Source organism: Nonlabens antarcticus (genome assembly GCF_015356755.1).
Taxonomy (GTDB): Bacteria; Bacteroidota; Bacteroidia; order Flavobacteriales; family Flavobacteriaceae; genus Nonlabens; species Nonlabens antarcticus.
Genome location: NZ_JADFCO010000064.1, coordinates 110,737 through 128,868 on the forward strand (window position 1 = coordinate 110,737; position 18,132 = coordinate 128,868).

Sequence of the window (18,132 nt, forward strand, 5' to 3'; positions counted from 1 at the left end):
ATGATGTATATTTAAATATATATGAGGATAAAATCATTATTAATAACGATTTCATGTTTTGGAGCCTTATTTACATACGCTCAAAAAGGGTTTCATCTACCTGAAGATGTAGATAGACTAAGTATTCCATTTGCAAAGGTCTTCAATTTGATTGTTGTACCTATGGAAGTTAATGGTACACCTTTAAATTTTATTCTGGATACGGGTGCTTCTAAATCGATCATTTTTAATTTAGGAGGAGTGGATTCACTGCTTGTGGCACAAGGTAAGGTTCTTCAAATATCTGGATATGGAACCAGCGATACTTTTGAAGCCTACTACAGTGAAAACAATAAAATCAATGTAAAAGGATTTAAAAATGATAATGCTGAGTTTTTGATAATGGCAGGCCAGGAGGTCAATCTTGCAGAGGTATTAGGACTGAGGGTAAATGGGCTAATAGGTACTGATTTTTTTACTAATTCCATAGTAGAAATTGATTATGCAAATCAAAAATTAACCATTTTAAAACATAATTCTAGACAAGCTAAAAGATTACAAAGACAACATTCCATTACCATCTCCTTTATTAATAAGAAACCGTTTATACCTATTGTGGTTCAAAATGAGCAAAGTGAAATCACTACAAGTTTATTAATTGATACAGGTAACGGTGATGCATTATGGTTATGGAATATTGAAAGCAATTTCACAATGCCTCAAAAGGGATTTGAGGATCGGGTAGGAGTGGGGATGAATGGAAATGTGGAGGGGTTTCGTTCTAAACTTGATCGAGTTTCATTAGGCGATTATCAGTTGAATCGAGTAACCGTTTCATTTCCTAACAAAAACAGTTATAAGACAGATAAAGAAGATCCGGTTATTAACGATGGTACTATAGGTGGGGAAGTTCTCAGTAGATTTAAAATATTCTTGGACTATAAAAACTCCAAGATGTATCTCGAGCCTAATCGCAGTTATAAGGATGGATTTTATTACAATATGGCGGGTATAGAACTTTCAGAAGGTGAAAGTGAGATATTTACAGTTGTTAAAAATAGGGAGTTTGAAGAAGTTGAAAGTCAATATGGCGTTGTGAGGGGACAAAAAACCATAAGGACAACTCAAACACAAATAATTAAACTGGTTCCTAAAGTAATGGTGCGTTACGTTAGGCCAAATTCTCCTGCAGATTTTGCCGGTGTCAAAGCGGGCGATCAAATCACAAGAATTAATAGAATTAGAAACGACAGATTGACACTAAATAATACAGCGTCTAAATTTTTTAAAGATCCCTATTCAAAAATTCGATTAAGAGTTTTAAGGGGGCAAAAAGAAATTAAAATCAAGTTTGTATTGAAGCCTATCATAGATTGATTACTCCACTACAATTCCTTTGAGCTTTAAAGCTATAATGGGCGGAATCATATTCCCTTTTACCGTAAGAGTTTTAACGATAGGGCCTACTTTTTTTGTATCATAAGTTACTACGATCTTTCCTTTTTCCCCTGGTTTGATAGGCATGTCAGGTTTAGAAACGATATCACAGTTACAAGAGGAGAAGATATTTGAAATTTCAAAATCCACAGATCCTGTATTCGTAAATATAAATGTCCGGTTGCCATCGCTACCTTTCTTTATGGAACCATAATCTATAACCTTACTTTCAAATTCTATAGTAGTATTTTGATCAGTCTGGGCAGTTGCATTTATATTAAACGCAATCAAGCTAATAAAAAATGCTAGGTATTTCATAATTTAATCTTTATTTTAAAGGTACTCTTTGTTCTTAAACCAGCAGCTCATGCTGCTTATGATTTAACTTATAATTACTTTTGCAGCTTAAATTCAATAACTAAGCCAAACATGTCCCTAGCCACAAAATACGATTCAAAAGCTGCTGAAGATAAGTGGTACAACTACTGGATGGAAAACGATTTTTTCACGTCGGTTCCTGACGATCGTGAAAGTTATACCATTGTAATCCCACCACCTAATGTTACAGGCGTTTTGCATATGGGACACATGTTGAATAATACCATTCAAGATGTTCTAATTAGAAGAGCAAGACTCAAGGGATATAATGCCTGCTGGGTGCCCGGTACAGATCATGCATCAATTGCTACTGAGGCTAAAGTTGTTCAGAAATTAAAGGAGCAGGGTATTGACAAGAATGACCTGACCAGAGAAGAGTTTCTATCGCATGCATGGGATTGGACTCATGAATATGGAGGCATCATATTAGAACAGTTAAAAAAACTGGGTGCAAGTTGCGACTGGTCAAGGACTAAGTTCACGCTGGATGATGACATGTCAGCAAGTGTGATTCAGGTTTTTATTAATCTTCATAAGAAAGGGTTGATATATCGCGGTTATCGCATGGTCAATTGGGATCCTGAGGCACAAACGACACTCAGCGATGAAGAGGTGATTTATGAAGAGCGCAATGGTCATTTATACCACCTAGAATACCCCATCAAAGGATCTGATGAAAAGGTGACTATCGCAACGACACGTCCTGAAACAATTTTGGGTGATACTGCAATTTGTGTACATCCTGATGATAAACGATACACGCATTTAATCGGTAAAACGGTTCTAGTTCCCATTGTGAATAGAGAGATTCCTGTAATTGCAGATGAATATGTGGACATGGAATTTGGTACAGGATGTTTAAAAATCACGCCCGCACACGATGAGAATGATAAGAAGATAGGAGAGAAGCACAGTCTTGAAGTGATCGATATTTTTAATGCCAATGCAACGCTCAATAGCTTTGGATTGCATTATGAAGGCAAAGACCGTTTCATAGTGCGCAAAGAAATTTCCCAAGAATTAGAAGAGAAAGGCTTTCTCATTAAAAAGGAAAACCACGTACATAAAGTAGGTACTAGCGAGCGTACTAAAGCTGTGATTGAGCCAAGACTTTCTGATCAATGGTTTTTAAAAATGGAAGATCTTGCGCAGCCTGCTATAAAGGCGGTGCGCGAGGATATTGTAGAGCTGCTCCCAGCAAAATTCAAGAGTACTTATTTCCACTGGATGGAAAACGTACGCGACTGGAACATCTCCCGCCAGCTCATGTGGGGACAACGCATACCGGCATACTATTATGGTGATGGCAACGATGAATTTGTTGTGGCAAATTGTATGGAGGAAGCAGTGACGCTTTCGCGAAAGCAAGCAAACAACAACAACCTGCAAGCTTCAGATTTGAGGCAAGAAGAAGATGTGTTAGACACATGGTTTTCCAGCTGGTTATGGCCTATCAGCGTTTTTAACGGTGTTTTAGAGCCTGAAAACGAAGAGATTAAATATTACTATCCTACCAGAGACCTTGTAACTGGACCGGATATTTTATTTTTCTGGGTAGCGCGTATGATTGTTGCTGGTTATGAATTACGTGATGAACGGCCTTTTGATAAAGTGTATTTGACAGGCTTAGTACGTGATAAACAACGTCGTAAAATGTCAAAATCACTGGGGAACTCTCCAGACGCCCTGAAATTATTAGAAGAATATGGCGCAGATGGTGTTCGTGTAGGTTTGTTGCTAAGCAGCGCAGCGGGAAACGACTTGATGTTTGATGAAGACTTATGTCAGCAAGGAAAGAACTTTGTCAATAAGATATGGAACGCATTCCGGTTGATACAAGGCTGGGAAGTTGGCAAGACTTTACCACAACCTGATTATGCAGCGCAAGGAATTGTGTGGTACCGCAGCCGTTTTGCAGAAGCGTTGACTGAGATCGAGTACCACTATTCTAAATATCGCATTAGCGATGTGTTGATGGCGAGTTATAAATTGATCTGGGATGATTTCTGTGGATGGTTATTAGAGATCATAAAACCAGAATATCAACAACCTATTGACCCTAAGACGCTCGCTGAGGTTACAGAGTTGCTGGAGGATAATCTACGTCTAATGCACCCATTTACACCTTTCATTACAGAGGAAATATGGCAATCGATTGCAGATCGTAAGATAGAAGAAGCTTTGTGTATCAACACGTGGCCTGAGATTAATACTATTGACAAAACTCTTTTAACCGATTTTGAACTCGTACAAGAAGCGATTTCAGGAATTAGAAAGGTTCGCAAGGAAAAGCAGATCAGTTTCAAGAATGAAGTTGAATTGATGGTAATGAATAATGAAAACCTTTCCGCAGGATACAATGAGCTTATCCAGAAAATGGGAAAAGTTTCTAAAATTGAAATTGTGGAAGATCAAGTGGCTGGTGCCGCCAGTTTCCGTGTAAAATCTAGTGAATATTTCATTCCATTATTAGGAGCTGTTGACACAGAAGCAGAACTTGAAAAACTAGCAGCAGAATTAAAGCAGGCTAAAGGCTTTTTAATAGGTGTTCAAAAGAAACTGGGTAATGAGCGATTTGTTTCCAGTGCTCCAGAACAAGTGGTGGCTTTGGAAAAGAAAAAAGAAGCAGACGCACTTGCTAAAATTGAGACGCTAGAATCAAGTATGAAAGCGTTAAATTCTTAAACTATGAATCCATTTACTTTTATAGTTGTGTTTTTTGCCGCCATGATTGTTTGCCTGATTGCGCTTGCGATCTTTATCATGAGAAAGAAGTGATGGTTAATAACTTAGATTCACCTTAGAAATTCGCGATGTTACTTATATAACAGGTGATCATTTTTCCTGTAATCGTTCCTCAATTTGCACTGGTTGCAACTGGCAATAGGTGGAGTTGTCACGTTATGTGTATGTCGAAATAATTATCTGACTCTTAAAGATTCAGGGAAGTTCTGCGTTGATTTTTGTAGAAATATTTTGATGTAAAAATATAGGTTGAATATCTTTTTCGATCTCTATACCTGTATCGGCAAAATTCACCTAAATGGTTCGTCGATATTTAGAAACTGCGATACTATTCATTTGTTGTTATACCATTACATGGCACATCAAGGCTAAAAGAATTGTATGCTAGAGAATATTGTAATTACCACGGTTTCGGATATAGATCCTCGATGATCTGAATGTAACGTTCCTTTGCTTCTTTCTTTGAAATTTGTTGGACTTGAATTAATGCATTCATCTTGAAACCAGATCTCAAATCATTGGTTTCAAAACTTCGGTTGCTTACAAAGGATTCATTGATAGCTCTTTTGTAATAAGCATACAAGTGAAGTTGAAGTTCCATGGGAACCTCTGATTGCTCTTCAGAACTGGCTTTCGCGAAAGCGGCTTCAAATGCTATATTTAATTCTTCTCCCGTCATCTAGAACGTTGCTAGTATCGACTCTCCACCTTTAAGTTTTTGATTGAGCTCTACTTTAATGTTTGTATCTAAAGGAAGATAGACATCAACACGGGATCCAAATTTTATGAATCCGCTATCAGTTCCTTGAATGATTTGGTCGCCTTCTTCTGCATAGTTTACAATACGTTTTGCAAGCGCACCTGCGATCTGGCGATACATAATTTTAGTAGAATTCTTATGGTCAATGACAACAGTAGTTCTTTCATTTTCCTCACTAGCTTTAGGGTGCCATGCAACGAGGTATTTTCCAGGGTGATACTTGCTATAAGCCACTTTTCCACTAACTGGATAGCGAGTAACATGAACGTTTATAGGCGACATAAAAACGGAAATCATGATGCGTTCCTCATTGAAATATTCACTTTCCATCACCTTTTCAATGACTACAACCTTACCATCAACTGGTGAAACAACACTGGTGTCATCAAGTACCACACTGCGTTGTGGATTACGGAAAAACTGCAGTATTATTACAACAGTAAATACGGCTAAAGCCAGGAGTACAAAATGCAACCAGAGTGGCACGGGTACTGTGAATGCAACTGCAGTTAATGCTGCTGCAACAACTATGGCTATTAATATGGATGTAGTACCTTCTTTATGAAACATGATTGATAATTAAAAATGTCAAATAAGCAAATGGGGCCGCAAAAATAATGCTGTCCATACGATCAAAAATACCGCCGTGACCTGGCATGATGCTGCCACTATCTTTAACTGCGGCTTGACGTTTGATCTTTGACTGAATCAAATCGCCTATAGTACCAAAAAAGGCTACCACAAATGCAATCGCAGCCCATTGATAAACCGTGTAGTCATCAATGCCTGTCGATGCAAGATAATAATGTAAAACTATTCCTGCCACTATTGCCATGATCAATCCACCTACAAATCCTTCTATGGTTTTTTTAGGGGATATTCTTTTCATTAATTTATTCCTGCCCAGTAATCGTCCGGAGACATAAGCAAAACTATCATTTGCCCAGATGATCGTAAATATTCCAATTAACAACTCTGGTCTGTAAGATTCGACAATATCTGGAATAAGAGCTAAGAATAAACTTGAACCTATAAGATACAATAAGGCGATGACATGCTTTTTAGTATTGAAAAGTGCAATACGATCTACCAAAACGAGATCCCTAATTAAATAAATATTCACTAAAACGGTAGCAATAAGTAGAACATAGATAACATTTTGCGGTACTCCTTGCCAGACTATAAAATAATATGCAACAGGAAGCATGGGGTAAATGATCCACTGTCGCAAACGAATCATAGGCATAAGCTCTACTAAGCAGATAAAGGCAAATAAACAAAATAGCAGAATGAAAACGTCTCTGGAATATAAGGCGCTAAGCACCACTAACGAGACATAAAGAATTCCCGAAATAGATCGAACTAGGAGTTCTCTCATATTATAAATCTTCTAATAAAAGCAGATAGAGTCGCTTGTTGGGAACCATATAATTCATAAGATCTTTTTCTTTTTCCTCTTTTAAAGCGTGATCCTGAAAGTTTTTGAGAGTTGTAATGTTAGTGGGTATCACTCCTCTACTATTAAATTTTATCCCACGCAAACCCTCACCTATAGATTCCACGATCTGGCTGGTACTTGCAAGAACCACAAAAGTATCTGGAAGCTCTTTTGGTTTACTTTCCTTAATTTGATTTGAGGAAAAAAGAATGGCGCCGTTATCTGATATTACGTACTCGCAAGTAGTCAAGAAAAAGCTGCTATTCGATTTTGAGTTGTTATAGTTGAGGTTAAAGTCATGAAACCTATTTTTTAATTGCACATCGCTACAAAAAACGTCAGTTTCAAAAAAATCATGTTCTACAAGAATGTCTTCAAAATGCTGTTGCACTTCATTTTCATCCACAGCATATAAAAATCTACCGCCATGCTGAGTGAAATTATGGATGAACTGCTCATCTAACGGGAGTTTCTCTTCAGGCATATATTTTGATCGATCAGCATCTTTTCTGCTTCGATCATCAGTATAGGTTGATTTTTTGAAGATTTTTTTGAATATGCTCATCACCTACGGTCACCATTATTTAGAGGATTAATGTAAATATAGCTACTTATTTATACGGTAGCAAACTAATCTTCTTTTGTAGGGTCTGTCGCAGGTTCTGTCGCAGGTTCTGTAGTAGTCGTTTCATTAGATGGTTCAACCGGTTCAATAGGCTCATCAGCTGGTGCAGGATTAGATCTACTGGAGGATTTAAGTGCAATAGGTTCTTCCTTAATAAAGGCACGTTTACCAAATATCTTCTCTAAATCATCTTTGAAAATCACTTCTTCTTCTAGCAATAATTCTGCAAGCTCTGTCAGTTTATCCTTGTTTTCCGTAAGTATTTGAATAGCTCTTTGGTATTGCTCTTCAATTATTTTAGAAATTTCCTCGTCAATGATAACGGCGGTGGATTCACTATAAGGTTTTGTCATACTATATTCTTGCTGACCGCTAGAATCATAATACGTGATATTACCTACTTTTTCATTAAGTCCATATATGGTTACCATGGCTCTTGCCTGCTTAGTAACTTTTTCAAGATCACTCAACGCTCCTGTAGATATGTTATTGAAAATAACTTTTTCTGCAGCACGCCCTCCCATTGTAGCACACATTTCATCCAGCATTTGTTCTGGTCGTACAATCTGTCTTTCTTCTGGCAAATACCACGCAGCTCCTAAGGATTGACCTCTAGGTACAATCGTTACTTTTACTAGCGGTGCAGCATGTTCAGTAATCCAGCTTACCGTTGCATGTCCAGCTTCATGGTAGGCAATTGTTTTCTTTTCACTGGGTGTGATTAATTTGTTTTTCTTTTCAAGTCCACCAACAATACGATCCACAGCATCAAGGAAATCTTGTTTACCTACGGCTTTTTTACCTTTTCTAGCAGCTATTAACGCAGCTTCATTACAAACGTTAGCTATATCTGCACCACTAAAACCAGGAGTTTGACGAGCTAGGAATTCCGTATTTAATTCATCTGCTACCTTTTTGATAGGTCTTAGGTGAACTTCAAATATTTCTTCACGCTCTCTTACATCTGGAAGATCAACATAAATCTGACGGTCAAAACGCCCAGCACGCATTAAAGCTTTATCAAGAATGTCTGCACGGTTAGTTGCGGCAAGTACAATAACGTTTGTGTTAGTTCCAAATCCATCCATCTCTGTCAAGAGTTGATTCAGTGTATTTTCTCGCTCATCATTAGACCCAGACATATTAGACTTGCCACGAGCACGTCCTATAGCGTCAATTTCATCAATGAATATGATTGCAGGGCTCTTTTCTTTTGCTTGTTTAAATAAGTCTCGTACACGACTGGCACCTACACCTACAAACATTTCTACAAAATCAGAACCACTCAAAGAGAAAAACGGAACTTTAGCTTCTCCGGCAACAGCTTTGGCAAGTAGGGTTTTACCGGTTCCCGGCGAACCTATTAATAACGCTCCCTTAGGAATTTTTCCTCCTAGGTCTGTATATTTTTCAGGATTCTTCAAGAAATCGACGATTTCCTGTATTTCTTCTTTTGCTCCTTCAAGACCTGCGACATCCTTAAAAGTTGTTTTTACGTCTGTTTTTTGGTCAAAAAGTTTTGCTTTCGATTTTCCTATGTTGAAAATCTGTCCTCCAGCACCGCCACCGGCGCCACCTGACATTCTACGCATTAAGAAAATCCAAATACCAATGATTAGGACGAAAGGAAGAACACTTATTAAAAAGCTAGACCAGCCATCATCTTCTGCATCAAACTTTAACGTGGTCTGCAAATTATCTTCTGAGATTACCGCGTCTATTTTTTCTTGGAAAAGAGACAAATCTCCATATTCCACACTGTATTGTGGAACGTCACTGCCTGCAAGAACACCGTCTTTTTGAGACTTGCTGTGCTTTTGAAGCTTTGAAGCATCTTCCGTTAGATACACCTTAGCAATGCTGCGGTTTTTCACAATCACGACCTTGTCAACCTCGCCAGCTTCTAAGTACTGGTAAAATTCATTAGGAGTTGTTACTTTGGGCGCTGATAACTGGCTAGAAACAAAATTATAACCTATAAAAACTAGGATTATGGGCACCGCGATCCACCAGATACTGAATTTAGGCTTATTATTTAAAGGAGATCCTGACTTTTTAGGCCCCTTACTTTTTTGGTTTTTATTATCTTCAGACATGTAATGCGTTTGATATTAGTAATTACTCTCGATATTAGTGGTCTTTGCATCGCCCCACAGTCCTTCTAGGTCGTAATATTCACGTATGTGTTTTTGAAATACATGAACCACGACGTCTACATAATCCATAAGAACCCATTCTGCAGCAGAAGATCCTTCTACATGCCAGGCATTTTCCTGTAGCTCCTTGCTGACTTTTCTTTGTACTGAATTTACGATGGCGTTCACCTGAGTGTTTGAATTACCGTTACATATAATAAAATAACTTGTCACGGTATTTTCAATATCTCTTAGATCGAGAATAGTAATATTATTTCCCTTTGCATCTTCCATTCCAGCAATGATTTGGGAGATGAGCGCGTCGGGAGAAACTTTTTCTTTAGTCATTAAAAATTTTTTGTGTCCACAAATTTATTCTTTTTTTGAACAAGCTTAACTTTACCGTCTAAACTTGTTCTAATTCGTGTCATTCAAACTAGTCAAATTACATGCCACTGGCTCCACTAATGATGATTTGAAAGTTCGCTTTCGCGAAAGCGAACTGACTCAACTTACTACCATATATACAGATCATCAAACAGCGGGTAGGGGACAGATGGGTGCAAAATGGGTGTCAGAGCCTTATAAGAACCTAACATTCAGCACATTGTTAACTGTTTCTGTGGCTGGTTTAAGCGATTTTGAAATCAACAAATTTGTTACTGTAGCTTTAGTAGAGTGGTTGCGCAAAAAATTACATGTACACGCAGTTATAAAATGGCCTAACGACATACTGTCAGTAAACCATAAATTGGCTGGATTGCTAATAGAAAATATCTACAAAGGATCGACTCGAGAGTGCTCCATAGTGGGAATAGGGCTCAACGTGAATCAAACCGATTTCCAGTCGTTTGCCAAAGCAATATCGCTTTGTCAGATTACAGGAAAGAAATATGATTTAGAAGAGTTGCTTATCGACTTCTTAACATTATTAAAAACCGAATTGAAACATCCTGAAAAAACGATTGCACGTTATGAATCATACCTGTTCAAGTTTATGCAAACGTCAATTTTCCGTAAGAATGGTATAGAATTCACGGCTATTGTCAGTGGGACAGATAATCTGGGAAAACTACTGTTGGATCATAATGGTACACTACATTCTTATGATTTAAAAGAAGTGGAATGGGTGTATTAAAGCTTCTCAATTCCAGTCGCCAGCTGCTCTATAAATTTATTGATAGGTCCTTTAATCATCATTGCCATCATCGAATTGAAATCCCCATCAAATAGAAGTTGTGCCTGCGACCCAGTGGCCATTTGCTCTATTTTACAAGTTAATGTAAAGGACATCTTGTCGCCTAATGAACCTAAAACGACTTTAGTAAATTTTATCGAATCTTTCAGTCCTAATTTAATCTCAGGCATTCCTTTAAGACCGAATAAAAACTTATCGGTATCTAGCAACTCAAATTTTGTGTCTTCCGGTAGCAACTGTTTGAAATTCTCAACTTGAGTCAGAAAGTTGTAAAGTTCTTCTGGTGATTTTTGTGTGTTTACCACACGGCTTTCTAGATTCATAAATTTAAATATTGTGTTTCCAGTTGCTGGGATCTTTTCTCCAGCTTGTTAGTAACTCTGTTTCTGCGGTGTCAAAATGACCTTGTTTTTCCGCCACTTCAATCAAATGATTGTAGTCGCTCAATGTAGTTAATTCAATCCCTGCTTCCTTAAAATTATCGATTGCAAAGTCAAAACCGTAAGAGAACAAAGCGACCATGCCTTTCACTTTTGCCCCAGCTTCATGAAGAGCTTTGGCGGCGTTTAAGCTGCTTTTTCCTGTGCTGATTAGATCTTCAACGATTACTACCTTTTGATCTTTTTCAAGAAATCCCTCTACTTGATTCTGACGGCCATGTTTTTTTGCCTCTGGTCTCACATAGACAAATGGGAGCTTCATATAATCTGCTACGAGCATTCCTATTCCTATGGCTCCAGTTGCAACACCAGCGATAACATCAGGTTTTCCATAAAGCTCTTCAATCTGGGCGGCTAGGTGTTCCCGCAAGAAATTCCTTATCGTGGGATAAGAAAGTGTCACCCGGTTGTCGCAATAGATAGGCGACTTCCAGCCACTCGCCCATGTAAAAGGCTTTTGCGGTTGCAATTTTATTGCTTTAATTTGCAATAACAACTCAGCAGTTTTAATCCCAACGTTTTTATCTCTGACCATGCCGCAAATGTATAAAGTTTTTGTCAAAGAAGTCGCTATTATCGTGACGTCAGACAAGGATCTTTTCCCAGACCATGATGTGTTCGAACTTAAGAGCGTAAACCTAAAAAAACTGGTTAAAGCCGTGAAAAAAGGTAAGGTAGAACGTCCATTGCTGTATTCAAAAAGTGAGGGAAAGCTTCTCAAGCGTCTTCATAAAAAATTGCCTTTAGTGCTGGCAGGTGGTGGTCTTGTTGAAAATCAAAATGGGGAACATTTATTCATTCATCGTAACGGTAAATGGGATCTTCCTAAGGGAAAAACAGAAAGTAACGAAAGTATTGAAGAAACTTCCCTCAGAGAAGTTGCAGAAGAAACTGGTGTTGAAAACCTGGAAATCTCTAAGTATCTAGGCCCGACATATCATGTTTTTTCTCGCAATGGCAAGATGCGATTGAAACTCACCCACTGGTATTCTATGACTACCAATTATACAGGTAAACTGATTCCTCAAGAGAAAGAAGGAATCGATAAAGCGGTCTGGCTTGACCCGATAGAAGCAGCCGCAGCTTTAAGGGATAGCTATGCAAATATTAGAGAGCTATTTCCAGAACCTATTCCTGTTAAATAGTATCTCAATTCAGTTTATAAATAGGATAGGTTAAAAATGCCTTTTCATAATTTTTTGACCGCTCGTGCAACCAGTTTAATTGCGCATTGTTACTGCGTGCAAAATCCTTATCAACCTTTCTTAGGGAATCAAATTTCTTTTTTAAAATAGGATCCTCCGCGAGCATTTGTTTTGCCGTCGATTCAAATACATATGCTGAAAACCCTTCTTTTTGTTGTAGAATAGCATCAAAAAAGTTCCATTTAAAAAAAGAGTCAGGTGCCGCGGGCTCCAGGGTTTCGATAATATATTTGATGCCAGGCTGTGCCGTAGGTACAAGTACATCACTCTGTAAAAAGCCTGCTTTTTTGCTGGTTTCTTTTACCACTACGTCATTGTGCGGGTAATGACCTTCATAAGCGCTTGAGGCGGTTTTATAGTCCTTAATTGAATATTCAGAAACAGTCATTATGCTGTCCTTAGTCAGTGGTTTCATAATAATGTTATTGAGTCTCAGCAACTCTATAACCTCCCACCGTCCTTGGGGTACTACATAATATTCTGGAATACGAATGGAGTCTTTCGCCTTAAAATAATTGTAGAAAGGTGTTTTTCTATTATAAGGTTGTGTCCTATCATAGGTGGTTAATTTGTTTCCTGTCAAATCGCTCACTTCATTCAATGATTCATAACCCTTAAAGTTTAAAGTGTCTGCCTTTGATTTATCGACTTCAAAATTAATGGGGTAATATTTTAAGTTCTGAAAAGCGGTAAAGCTTTCCTGACGTGCCTTTTTGAGGTTTTTAATATCTGCACTTCCTATTTTAATAACTTCTTCCATTATGGCCTTTGTGCCTAGAACGCGGTCTTGGTAGGGTTTCAACATGTGTGTTTCTACCATTAAACCTATAGTGTTCCAGAGTGATGTGTAACCCGTGGAATATCGCGGGTAATCCATAAACTGACTGAACCCTTTATCTGGAGACTGGTTATGAACGTTTACATATGGGGTGATATCAAGTGATCTACTTTCTAAAGCTTGCTCTAGAGCTGGCTGGAAGGAGTTGTGTACATAATTACCTGCTGCTGCGCCCAGTCTGTTATGCTGTGTAAATAAATGCGTTAGTGTGTATTGATAATCTGCACCGTTACTGACGTGATTATCAATAAAAATGTCGGGTTTGATTTTATGATATACCTGTGCAAAAGCTCTGGCATTGCGAGAGTCGGCTTTTATAAAATCTCTGTTTAAATCATAATTTCTGGCATTTCCTCGAAAACCATAAGATTCTGGGCCGTTTTGATTTGTTCTGGTACTGGAGTTTCTGTTAAAAGAGCCACCTACATTATATATGGCAATGGAACTAAATATTACATTTTTGTCCACTTTTAAAACTCCCGTGGCAAGATCGCGCATTAACATCATTGTGGCATCGATACCATCGCTTTCTCCTGGATGGATACCATTATTAATTAAGATCTTTACTTTATTCTCATTAGGTGATTTCCAGTCTATGGCAGAGTTTGAAAAATGAATCACATGTAATGGTTTTCCGAAATCAGTCAAACCTATTTCTTCAATAGTTACTGACCCAAAATCTGCTGCCAGAGATTTATAAAAGTCTATACACTCTTCATAGGTTGCGGTCTGATTGCCATTTCCCTTTTCGAATGGGGTTTTATATTCTTTTCTTGCCGTTGCGATTTCTTTGGCATTCTTTTGATCGCTTGTACAAGAAACGTTTATCAGTAAAACGGGAATAAGTAAGTATATTAATTTCTTCATTTTTGAACGGTTTTAGGTACCAGCAAACTATAATCTCCATCATTGCGCATGACGTCGCGTACTATGGAAGAGGAAATATAACTGGTTTTTGTACTGGTCAAGAGGAATACGGTTTCTATATCACTTAACAATCTATTCGTATGTGCGATGGCTTTTTCAAATTCAAAATCGGCGGGATTCCTAAGACCTCTCAGTATAAAATGGGCGTCATTTTGCTGACAGAAATTGACGGTCAAGCCTTTATAGGTCATAACCTTCACTTTTGGCTCGTCTTTATATAGCTCTTCAATAAAAGAAACCCGTCGTTCCAGCTCAAACATATATTTCTTGTCAGCATTGATTCCTATGGCAAGGATAATCTCATCAAAAAGATGGAGTCCGCGATTGATAATGTCGCTATGACCCAAAGTTATCGGGTCAAAACTTCCTGGAAATACAGCTCTTCTCATGGTTGGTGGTTTTTGATGGTATCTTCAATAATGTCAGTAAGAACGTTTTGCAACTCAAGTCCCGCGACTTTTATCTGTTGGGGGATAATACTCTCACGGCTCATTCCTGGATTAGTATTGATTTCAATAAAATGCGGAGTTCCATTATGGAAAATGAAATCTGCTCTAGCAATTCCTTTTAATTTCAAAATGGAATAGATGCGCTTGCTCAATTCTTGTACGGCAAGTGTTCCAGATTCTGTCAACCTGGCTGGCGTTATTTCTTCGGCTTTACCCAGGTATTTTGCCTCGTAGTCAAAGAAATCGTTTTCACTGACAATTTCGGTAGGTGGTAACGCTGTAATGGTCTTGCCTATTTTATAAATCCCTACAGATACTTCCATTCCATCGAGAAAGGACTCAATGATGATCTCATCGTCCACTGCAAATGCGGTTTGTAACGCTTTCGCGAAAGCGGACTCTTCATAAACTTTAGAAACACCAAAGCTACTGCCACTGCGATTTGCCTTCACAAAGCAAGGTAAACCTACTTCATCAATAATGTTTTGAAAAGAAACTTCCTCGCCTTCATTCATGTATAAATGCCTGCCCGTGTGGATGCTCCACGGCTTCAATACCGCAATACAATCACGCTTGTTGAAGGTGATGGCAGACTGATAGGAGTCACAAGAAGTATGTGGAATCTTTAATAATTCCAGATAGGCTTGAAAAATTCCATCCTCACCGGGAGTACCATGAATGGTATTATAAACGCATTCAAAAAGAATCTTTTCACCTGCAACGTTGATGGAGAAATCATTTTTATCAACGATATAAGTTCCAGAGTCATTTGTAAAAGACCACTGTTCTTCTGTCACAATAATAGGATAGCCAGAATAACGTGAGACATCCAGATTTTCTATAATCACCTGACCGCTTTTAATGGAGATTTCCTTCTCGCTAGAATAGCCACCCATAATGACCGCAATGTTTCTCATGTAGTTCTATTAATGCATAATCGTTAACAACAAAGTTACAAAAGCAGTCGTTCTAAGTTGGGGCTACAATCGTATCTTTGATTTTTATTTTTAACCCCTTATTTGAGGCGATTATGTCTCGTGAAGAAATTGATTGCTTATGAATTTTATCCAATTCATGTTTACTAAAACCTTCTGGATTCAGGTGGTTCTGGCTATTCTTTTGGTAGTGGTGCTGTGTTTCGGTTATCTGTACTGGCTCGACTGGCATACCAACCACGGTCAGAAAATTGAAGTACCAGACCTGAAAAGGAAATCCCTTTCAGAAGCAGATTTCATGCTGGAAGAATTGGATCTACGCAGAAGAATTATAGATAGCGCCAGTTTCAACCCAGAATATCCACCACGATCTGTGATTGAACAAAACCCGAAAGCAGGACGTTATGTGAAGGAGAACCGTCAGATTTATATCAAATTGAACCCTTCAGGATATGGAAAAGTTTTAGTCCCAAATATTGTTTTCAAAACGAAAAGGCAAGCAGTGCCAACGCTAGAGGCTCTAGGATTTAAAATAGGAGATGTCACATTCCGCCCCAATATTGCCCGTGATATGGTGCTGGAAATGCGTCACAATGGTAGCGTTTTAGAACCAGGAAGCCAGCTGCGCAAAGCATCTGTAGTTGATCTTGTTCTGGGGGATGGCAACAGGCCTGGAGCTACTTATGAAGAAGAAACAATTGATCCCTTAGAAGGGGAACTTGAAGAAGAAGAACCGATTGAATACGATCAAGAAAATGAAGATGATGGACAGTGAGAACGATAGCGACCTAGATCAAGATGACTTGCACGAGCATCATCATTTTACGGCAGGACCCAGTCAAAAACCACTGAGAGTCGATAAGTATTTGATGAATTTTATCGAGAATTCCACACGTAGTAAAATACAATCTGCTATTAAAGATGGCTCAGTAAGAGCGAACGAGGAAATTGTAAAAGCAAATTACAAGGTAAAGCCGGGCGACGACATCCGCGTGATGTTAGATCACCCTAAACCGGAGCATTTGCTGGTGGCAGAAAATATTCCATTAGATATTATCTATGAGGATGACACGGTCGTTGTGGTAAATAAACCAGCAGGAATGGTGGTACACCCAGGACATGGTAATTATTCTGGAACTTTAATTAATGCCCTTATCTATCATTTTGAAAACCTACCTAACAACTCTAGTGAGCGACCGGGATTGGTACATCGCATAGATAAAGATACCAGTGGGCTGTTAGTAGTTGCCAAAACGGAGCATGCAATGTCTTATTTGTCAGCACAATTTGCAGCCAAAACCAGTGAGCGTGAATATATCGCCATTGCCTGGGGAAATTTTGATGAACCTAAAGGAACTGTAGAAGGAAACATAGGACGCCATCCTAAAAATAGATTGCAAAATATGGTCTGGGAAGGTGATGAAAGTGATAACGGGAAACCAGCGGTCACTCACTATGAGGTACTTGAAAACTTAGGTTATGTTACGGTCATAAAATGTAAACTGGAAACAGGGCGCACACATCAGATAAGAGTTCACATGAGATACATAGGTCACACTTTATTTAATGATGAACGTTATGGCGGTGATAGAATTTTAAAGGGAACAAATTTTACTAAGTATAAGCAATTTGTAGATAACTGTTTTAAAATCCTGCCTAGACAAGCATTACACGCTAGAACACTGGGTTTTGAACATCCTGTAACTAAAGAGTGGATGACCTTTTCCTGCGACATTCCTGAAGACATGCAGGCATGTATGGATAAGTGGCGTTCCTATGCTAATAACTCCATGCAGGAATTATAACTAATACTTTAAGCACATCCTGCGATATTGAGCGGTTCAAGTAGTATTTTTAGGGTTCAAACTTTATAAAAATGAAAATATTGCTATCTCCGGCAAAAACGCTGGACTACGATACAAAGCTGCCCACGTCGCGTGCCACCCAGCCCATTTTTGCAGCGGAAGCCATTCAGGTAAATGCTAAGCTCGAACGCTTTTCTAAAGCAGAAATAAGCGATATGATGAGCATTTCAGATAAGCTTGCTGACTTGAATTACCAGCGCTATAAAGATTTTCAAGATACCTTTACTAAAAGTAATGCAAGGCCATCCATATATGCTTTCGCAGGTGATGTATACACTGGCTTTGATGCTTATACCTTAAATGAAAATTTACTGGATTATGCTCAAAACTCCATCCGCATTCTTTCTGGAATGTATGGCTTTTTGAGACCATTGGATTTATTGCAGCCTTATCGACTGGAAATGGGAACAAAACTTCCTATAGAGCGTACTGAAAACCTATACGAATTCTGGAAAGACAAAATCACGCCAGAACTGAACAATCAAATGAAAAAAGATGAATTGCTCGTGAATCTCGCTAGCAATGAATATTTCAAGGCAATTGATAAAAAGAATCAAAAGGGAACTTTAATTTCTCCAATCTTCAAGGATTATAAAAATGGGGACCTTAAGATTATTGCTTTTTACGCAAAAAAAGCACGAGGGACCATGGCGCGATATCTGGTAGAAAATAAAGCAGACTCCTTTCAAGACGTGCTGGCATTTGCAGGTGACGATTACAAATACTCAGAAAAGGATACAGAGAAGGAGAACGAACCCGTATTTACTAGATAAATCAG

19 protein-coding genes are annotated in these 18,132 nt (G+C 38.4%); 7 read left to right on the forward strand and 12 right to left on the reverse strand.

Features of this window, described 5'->3' with window-relative positions; translation table 11 throughout:
• The first annotated feature begins 21 nt into the window (after nt 1-21).
• Nucleotides 22-1,356, forward strand: a complete 1,335-nt coding sequence (locus tag IQ282_RS06540) for an aspartyl protease family protein (RefSeq protein ID WP_194851050.1) — start codon at nt 22-24, stop codon at nt 1,354-1,356.
• Here the strand turns inward: IQ282_RS06540 and IQ282_RS06545 are convergent, their stop codons facing one another.
• Nucleotides 1,357-1,734: a DUF1573 domain-containing protein gene (locus IQ282_RS06545; RefSeq protein WP_194851051.1), complete on the reverse strand. Its 378-nt coding sequence runs from the start codon at nt 1,732-1,734 to the stop codon at nt 1,357-1,359. It abuts the gene before it with no gap.
• 111 nt (nt 1,735-1,845) lie between these two features.
• Between IQ282_RS06545 and IQ282_RS06550 the strand changes: the two genes are divergently transcribed.
• On the forward strand, nt 1,846-4,479 hold the full coding sequence (locus IQ282_RS06550) for a valine--tRNA ligase (RefSeq protein ID WP_194851052.1): 2,634 nt from the start codon (nt 1,846-1,848) through the stop codon (nt 4,477-4,479).
• Between the two features lie 460 nt (nt 4,480-4,939).
• On the opposite strand, the gene IQ282_RS06555 is transcribed toward IQ282_RS06550, so the two are convergent.
• The 6 genes from IQ282_RS06555 to rsfS form a co-directional block, all read right to left on the reverse strand.
• The gene (locus tag IQ282_RS06555; RefSeq protein ID WP_194851053.1) at nt 4,940-5,218 is read right to left on the reverse strand and encodes an acyl-CoA-binding protein; all 279 of its coding nucleotides are present in this window, start codon (nt 5,216-5,218) and stop codon (nt 4,940-4,942) included.
• Nucleotides 5,219-5,869, reverse strand: a complete 651-nt coding sequence (locus IQ282_RS06560) for a phosphatidylserine decarboxylase family protein (protein ID WP_194851054.1) — start codon at nt 5,867-5,869, stop codon at nt 5,219-5,221.
• Nucleotides 5,859-6,677, reverse strand: coding sequence for a phosphatidate cytidylyltransferase (locus IQ282_RS06565; RefSeq protein WP_194851055.1), 819 nt, complete (start codon nt 6,675-6,677; stop codon nt 5,859-5,861). Before IQ282_RS06565 ends, IQ282_RS06560 begins: the two co-directional genes overlap by 11 nt.
• Before the next feature lies 1 nt (nt 6,678).
• Nucleotides 6,679-7,302 (reverse strand): LUD domain-containing protein, encoded by a 624-nt coding sequence (locus IQ282_RS06570; protein WP_194851056.1) that lies wholly within the window; start codon nt 7,300-7,302, stop codon nt 6,679-6,681.
• Nucleotides 7,303-7,367: 65 nt separating this feature from the next.
• Nucleotides 7,368-9,458: an ATP-dependent zinc metalloprotease FtsH gene (ftsH, locus tag IQ282_RS06575; protein WP_194851057.1), complete on the reverse strand. Its 2,091-nt coding sequence runs from the start codon at nt 9,456-9,458 to the stop codon at nt 7,368-7,370.
• A 15-nt stretch (nt 9,459-9,473) separates the two neighbouring features.
• Entirely contained in the window at nt 9,474-9,845 is a 372-nt protein-coding gene (gene rsfS / locus IQ282_RS06580) for a ribosome silencing factor (protein WP_194851058.1), read from the reverse strand.
• A 76-nt stretch (nt 9,846-9,921) separates the two neighbouring features.
• Between rsfS and IQ282_RS06585 the strand changes: the two genes are divergently transcribed.
• Entirely contained in the window at nt 9,922-10,635 is a 714-nt protein-coding gene (locus IQ282_RS06585; protein WP_194851059.1) for a biotin--[acetyl-CoA-carboxylase] ligase, read from the forward strand.
• Here the strand turns inward: IQ282_RS06585 and IQ282_RS06590 are convergent.
• Both IQ282_RS06590 and pyrE read right to left on the reverse strand, forming a co-directional pair.
• Nucleotides 10,632-11,018: an SRPBCC family protein gene (locus IQ282_RS06590; RefSeq protein ID WP_194851060.1), complete on the reverse strand. Its 387-nt coding sequence runs from the start codon at nt 11,016-11,018 to the stop codon at nt 10,632-10,634. The two genes, IQ282_RS06585 and IQ282_RS06590, sit on opposite strands and share 4 nt — an antisense overlap.
• Before the next feature lie 4 nt (nt 11,019-11,022).
• On the reverse strand, nt 11,023-11,670 hold the full coding sequence (pyrE, locus tag IQ282_RS06595) for an orotate phosphoribosyltransferase (protein WP_194851061.1): 648 nt from the start codon (nt 11,668-11,670) through the stop codon (nt 11,023-11,025).
• 7 nt (nt 11,671-11,677) lie between these two features.
• Here pyrE and IQ282_RS06600 point away from each other — a divergent pair, with 7 nt between their 5' ends.
• A complete protein-coding gene (locus IQ282_RS06600; RefSeq protein ID WP_194851062.1) occupies nt 11,678-12,280 on the forward strand; it encodes an NUDIX hydrolase in 603 nt (200 codons plus the stop codon).
• Nucleotides 12,281-12,284: 4 nt separating this feature from the next.
• Here IQ282_RS06600 and IQ282_RS06605 read toward each other — a convergent pair whose 3' ends face one another.
• The 3 genes from IQ282_RS06605 to IQ282_RS06615 are packed head-to-tail and all read right to left on the reverse strand — an operon-like array spanning nt 12,285 to nt 15,471.
• The gene (locus IQ282_RS06605; RefSeq protein ID WP_194851063.1) at nt 12,285-14,045 is read right to left on the reverse strand and encodes a M14 family metallopeptidase; all 1,761 of its coding nucleotides are present in this window, start codon (nt 14,043-14,045) and stop codon (nt 12,285-12,287) included.
• Nucleotides 14,042-14,494, reverse strand: a complete 453-nt coding sequence (gene coaD / locus IQ282_RS06610) for a pantetheine-phosphate adenylyltransferase (RefSeq protein ID WP_194851064.1) — start codon at nt 14,492-14,494, stop codon at nt 14,042-14,044. The genes IQ282_RS06605 and coaD overlap by 4 nt, the downstream gene beginning before the upstream one ends.
• Nucleotides 14,491-15,471: a D-alanine--D-alanine ligase gene (locus IQ282_RS06615; RefSeq protein ID WP_194851065.1), complete on the reverse strand. Its 981-nt coding sequence runs from the start codon at nt 15,469-15,471 to the stop codon at nt 14,491-14,493. Before IQ282_RS06615 ends, coaD begins: the two co-directional genes overlap by 4 nt.
• Before the next feature lie 139 nt (nt 15,472-15,610).
• Here IQ282_RS06615 and IQ282_RS06620 point away from each other — a divergent pair, with 139 nt between their 5' ends.
• From IQ282_RS06620 to yaaA, 3 genes are all read left to right on the forward strand, one after another.
• The gene (locus tag IQ282_RS06620) at nt 15,611-16,264 is read left to right on the forward strand and encodes a PASTA domain-containing protein (protein ID WP_194851066.1); all 654 of its coding nucleotides are present in this window, start codon (nt 15,611-15,613) and stop codon (nt 16,262-16,264) included.
• Entirely contained in the window at nt 16,251-17,294 is a 1,044-nt protein-coding gene (locus IQ282_RS06625; protein ID WP_394355196.1) for an RluA family pseudouridine synthase, read from the forward strand. The genes IQ282_RS06620 and IQ282_RS06625 overlap by 14 nt, the downstream gene beginning before the upstream one ends.
• A gap of 71 nt (nt 17,295-17,365) precedes the next feature.
• Nucleotides 17,366-18,127, forward strand: a complete 762-nt coding sequence (yaaA, locus tag IQ282_RS06630; protein WP_194851067.1) for a peroxide stress protein YaaA — start codon at nt 17,366-17,368, stop codon at nt 18,125-18,127.
• Nucleotides 18,128-18,132 lie beyond the last annotated feature (5 nt).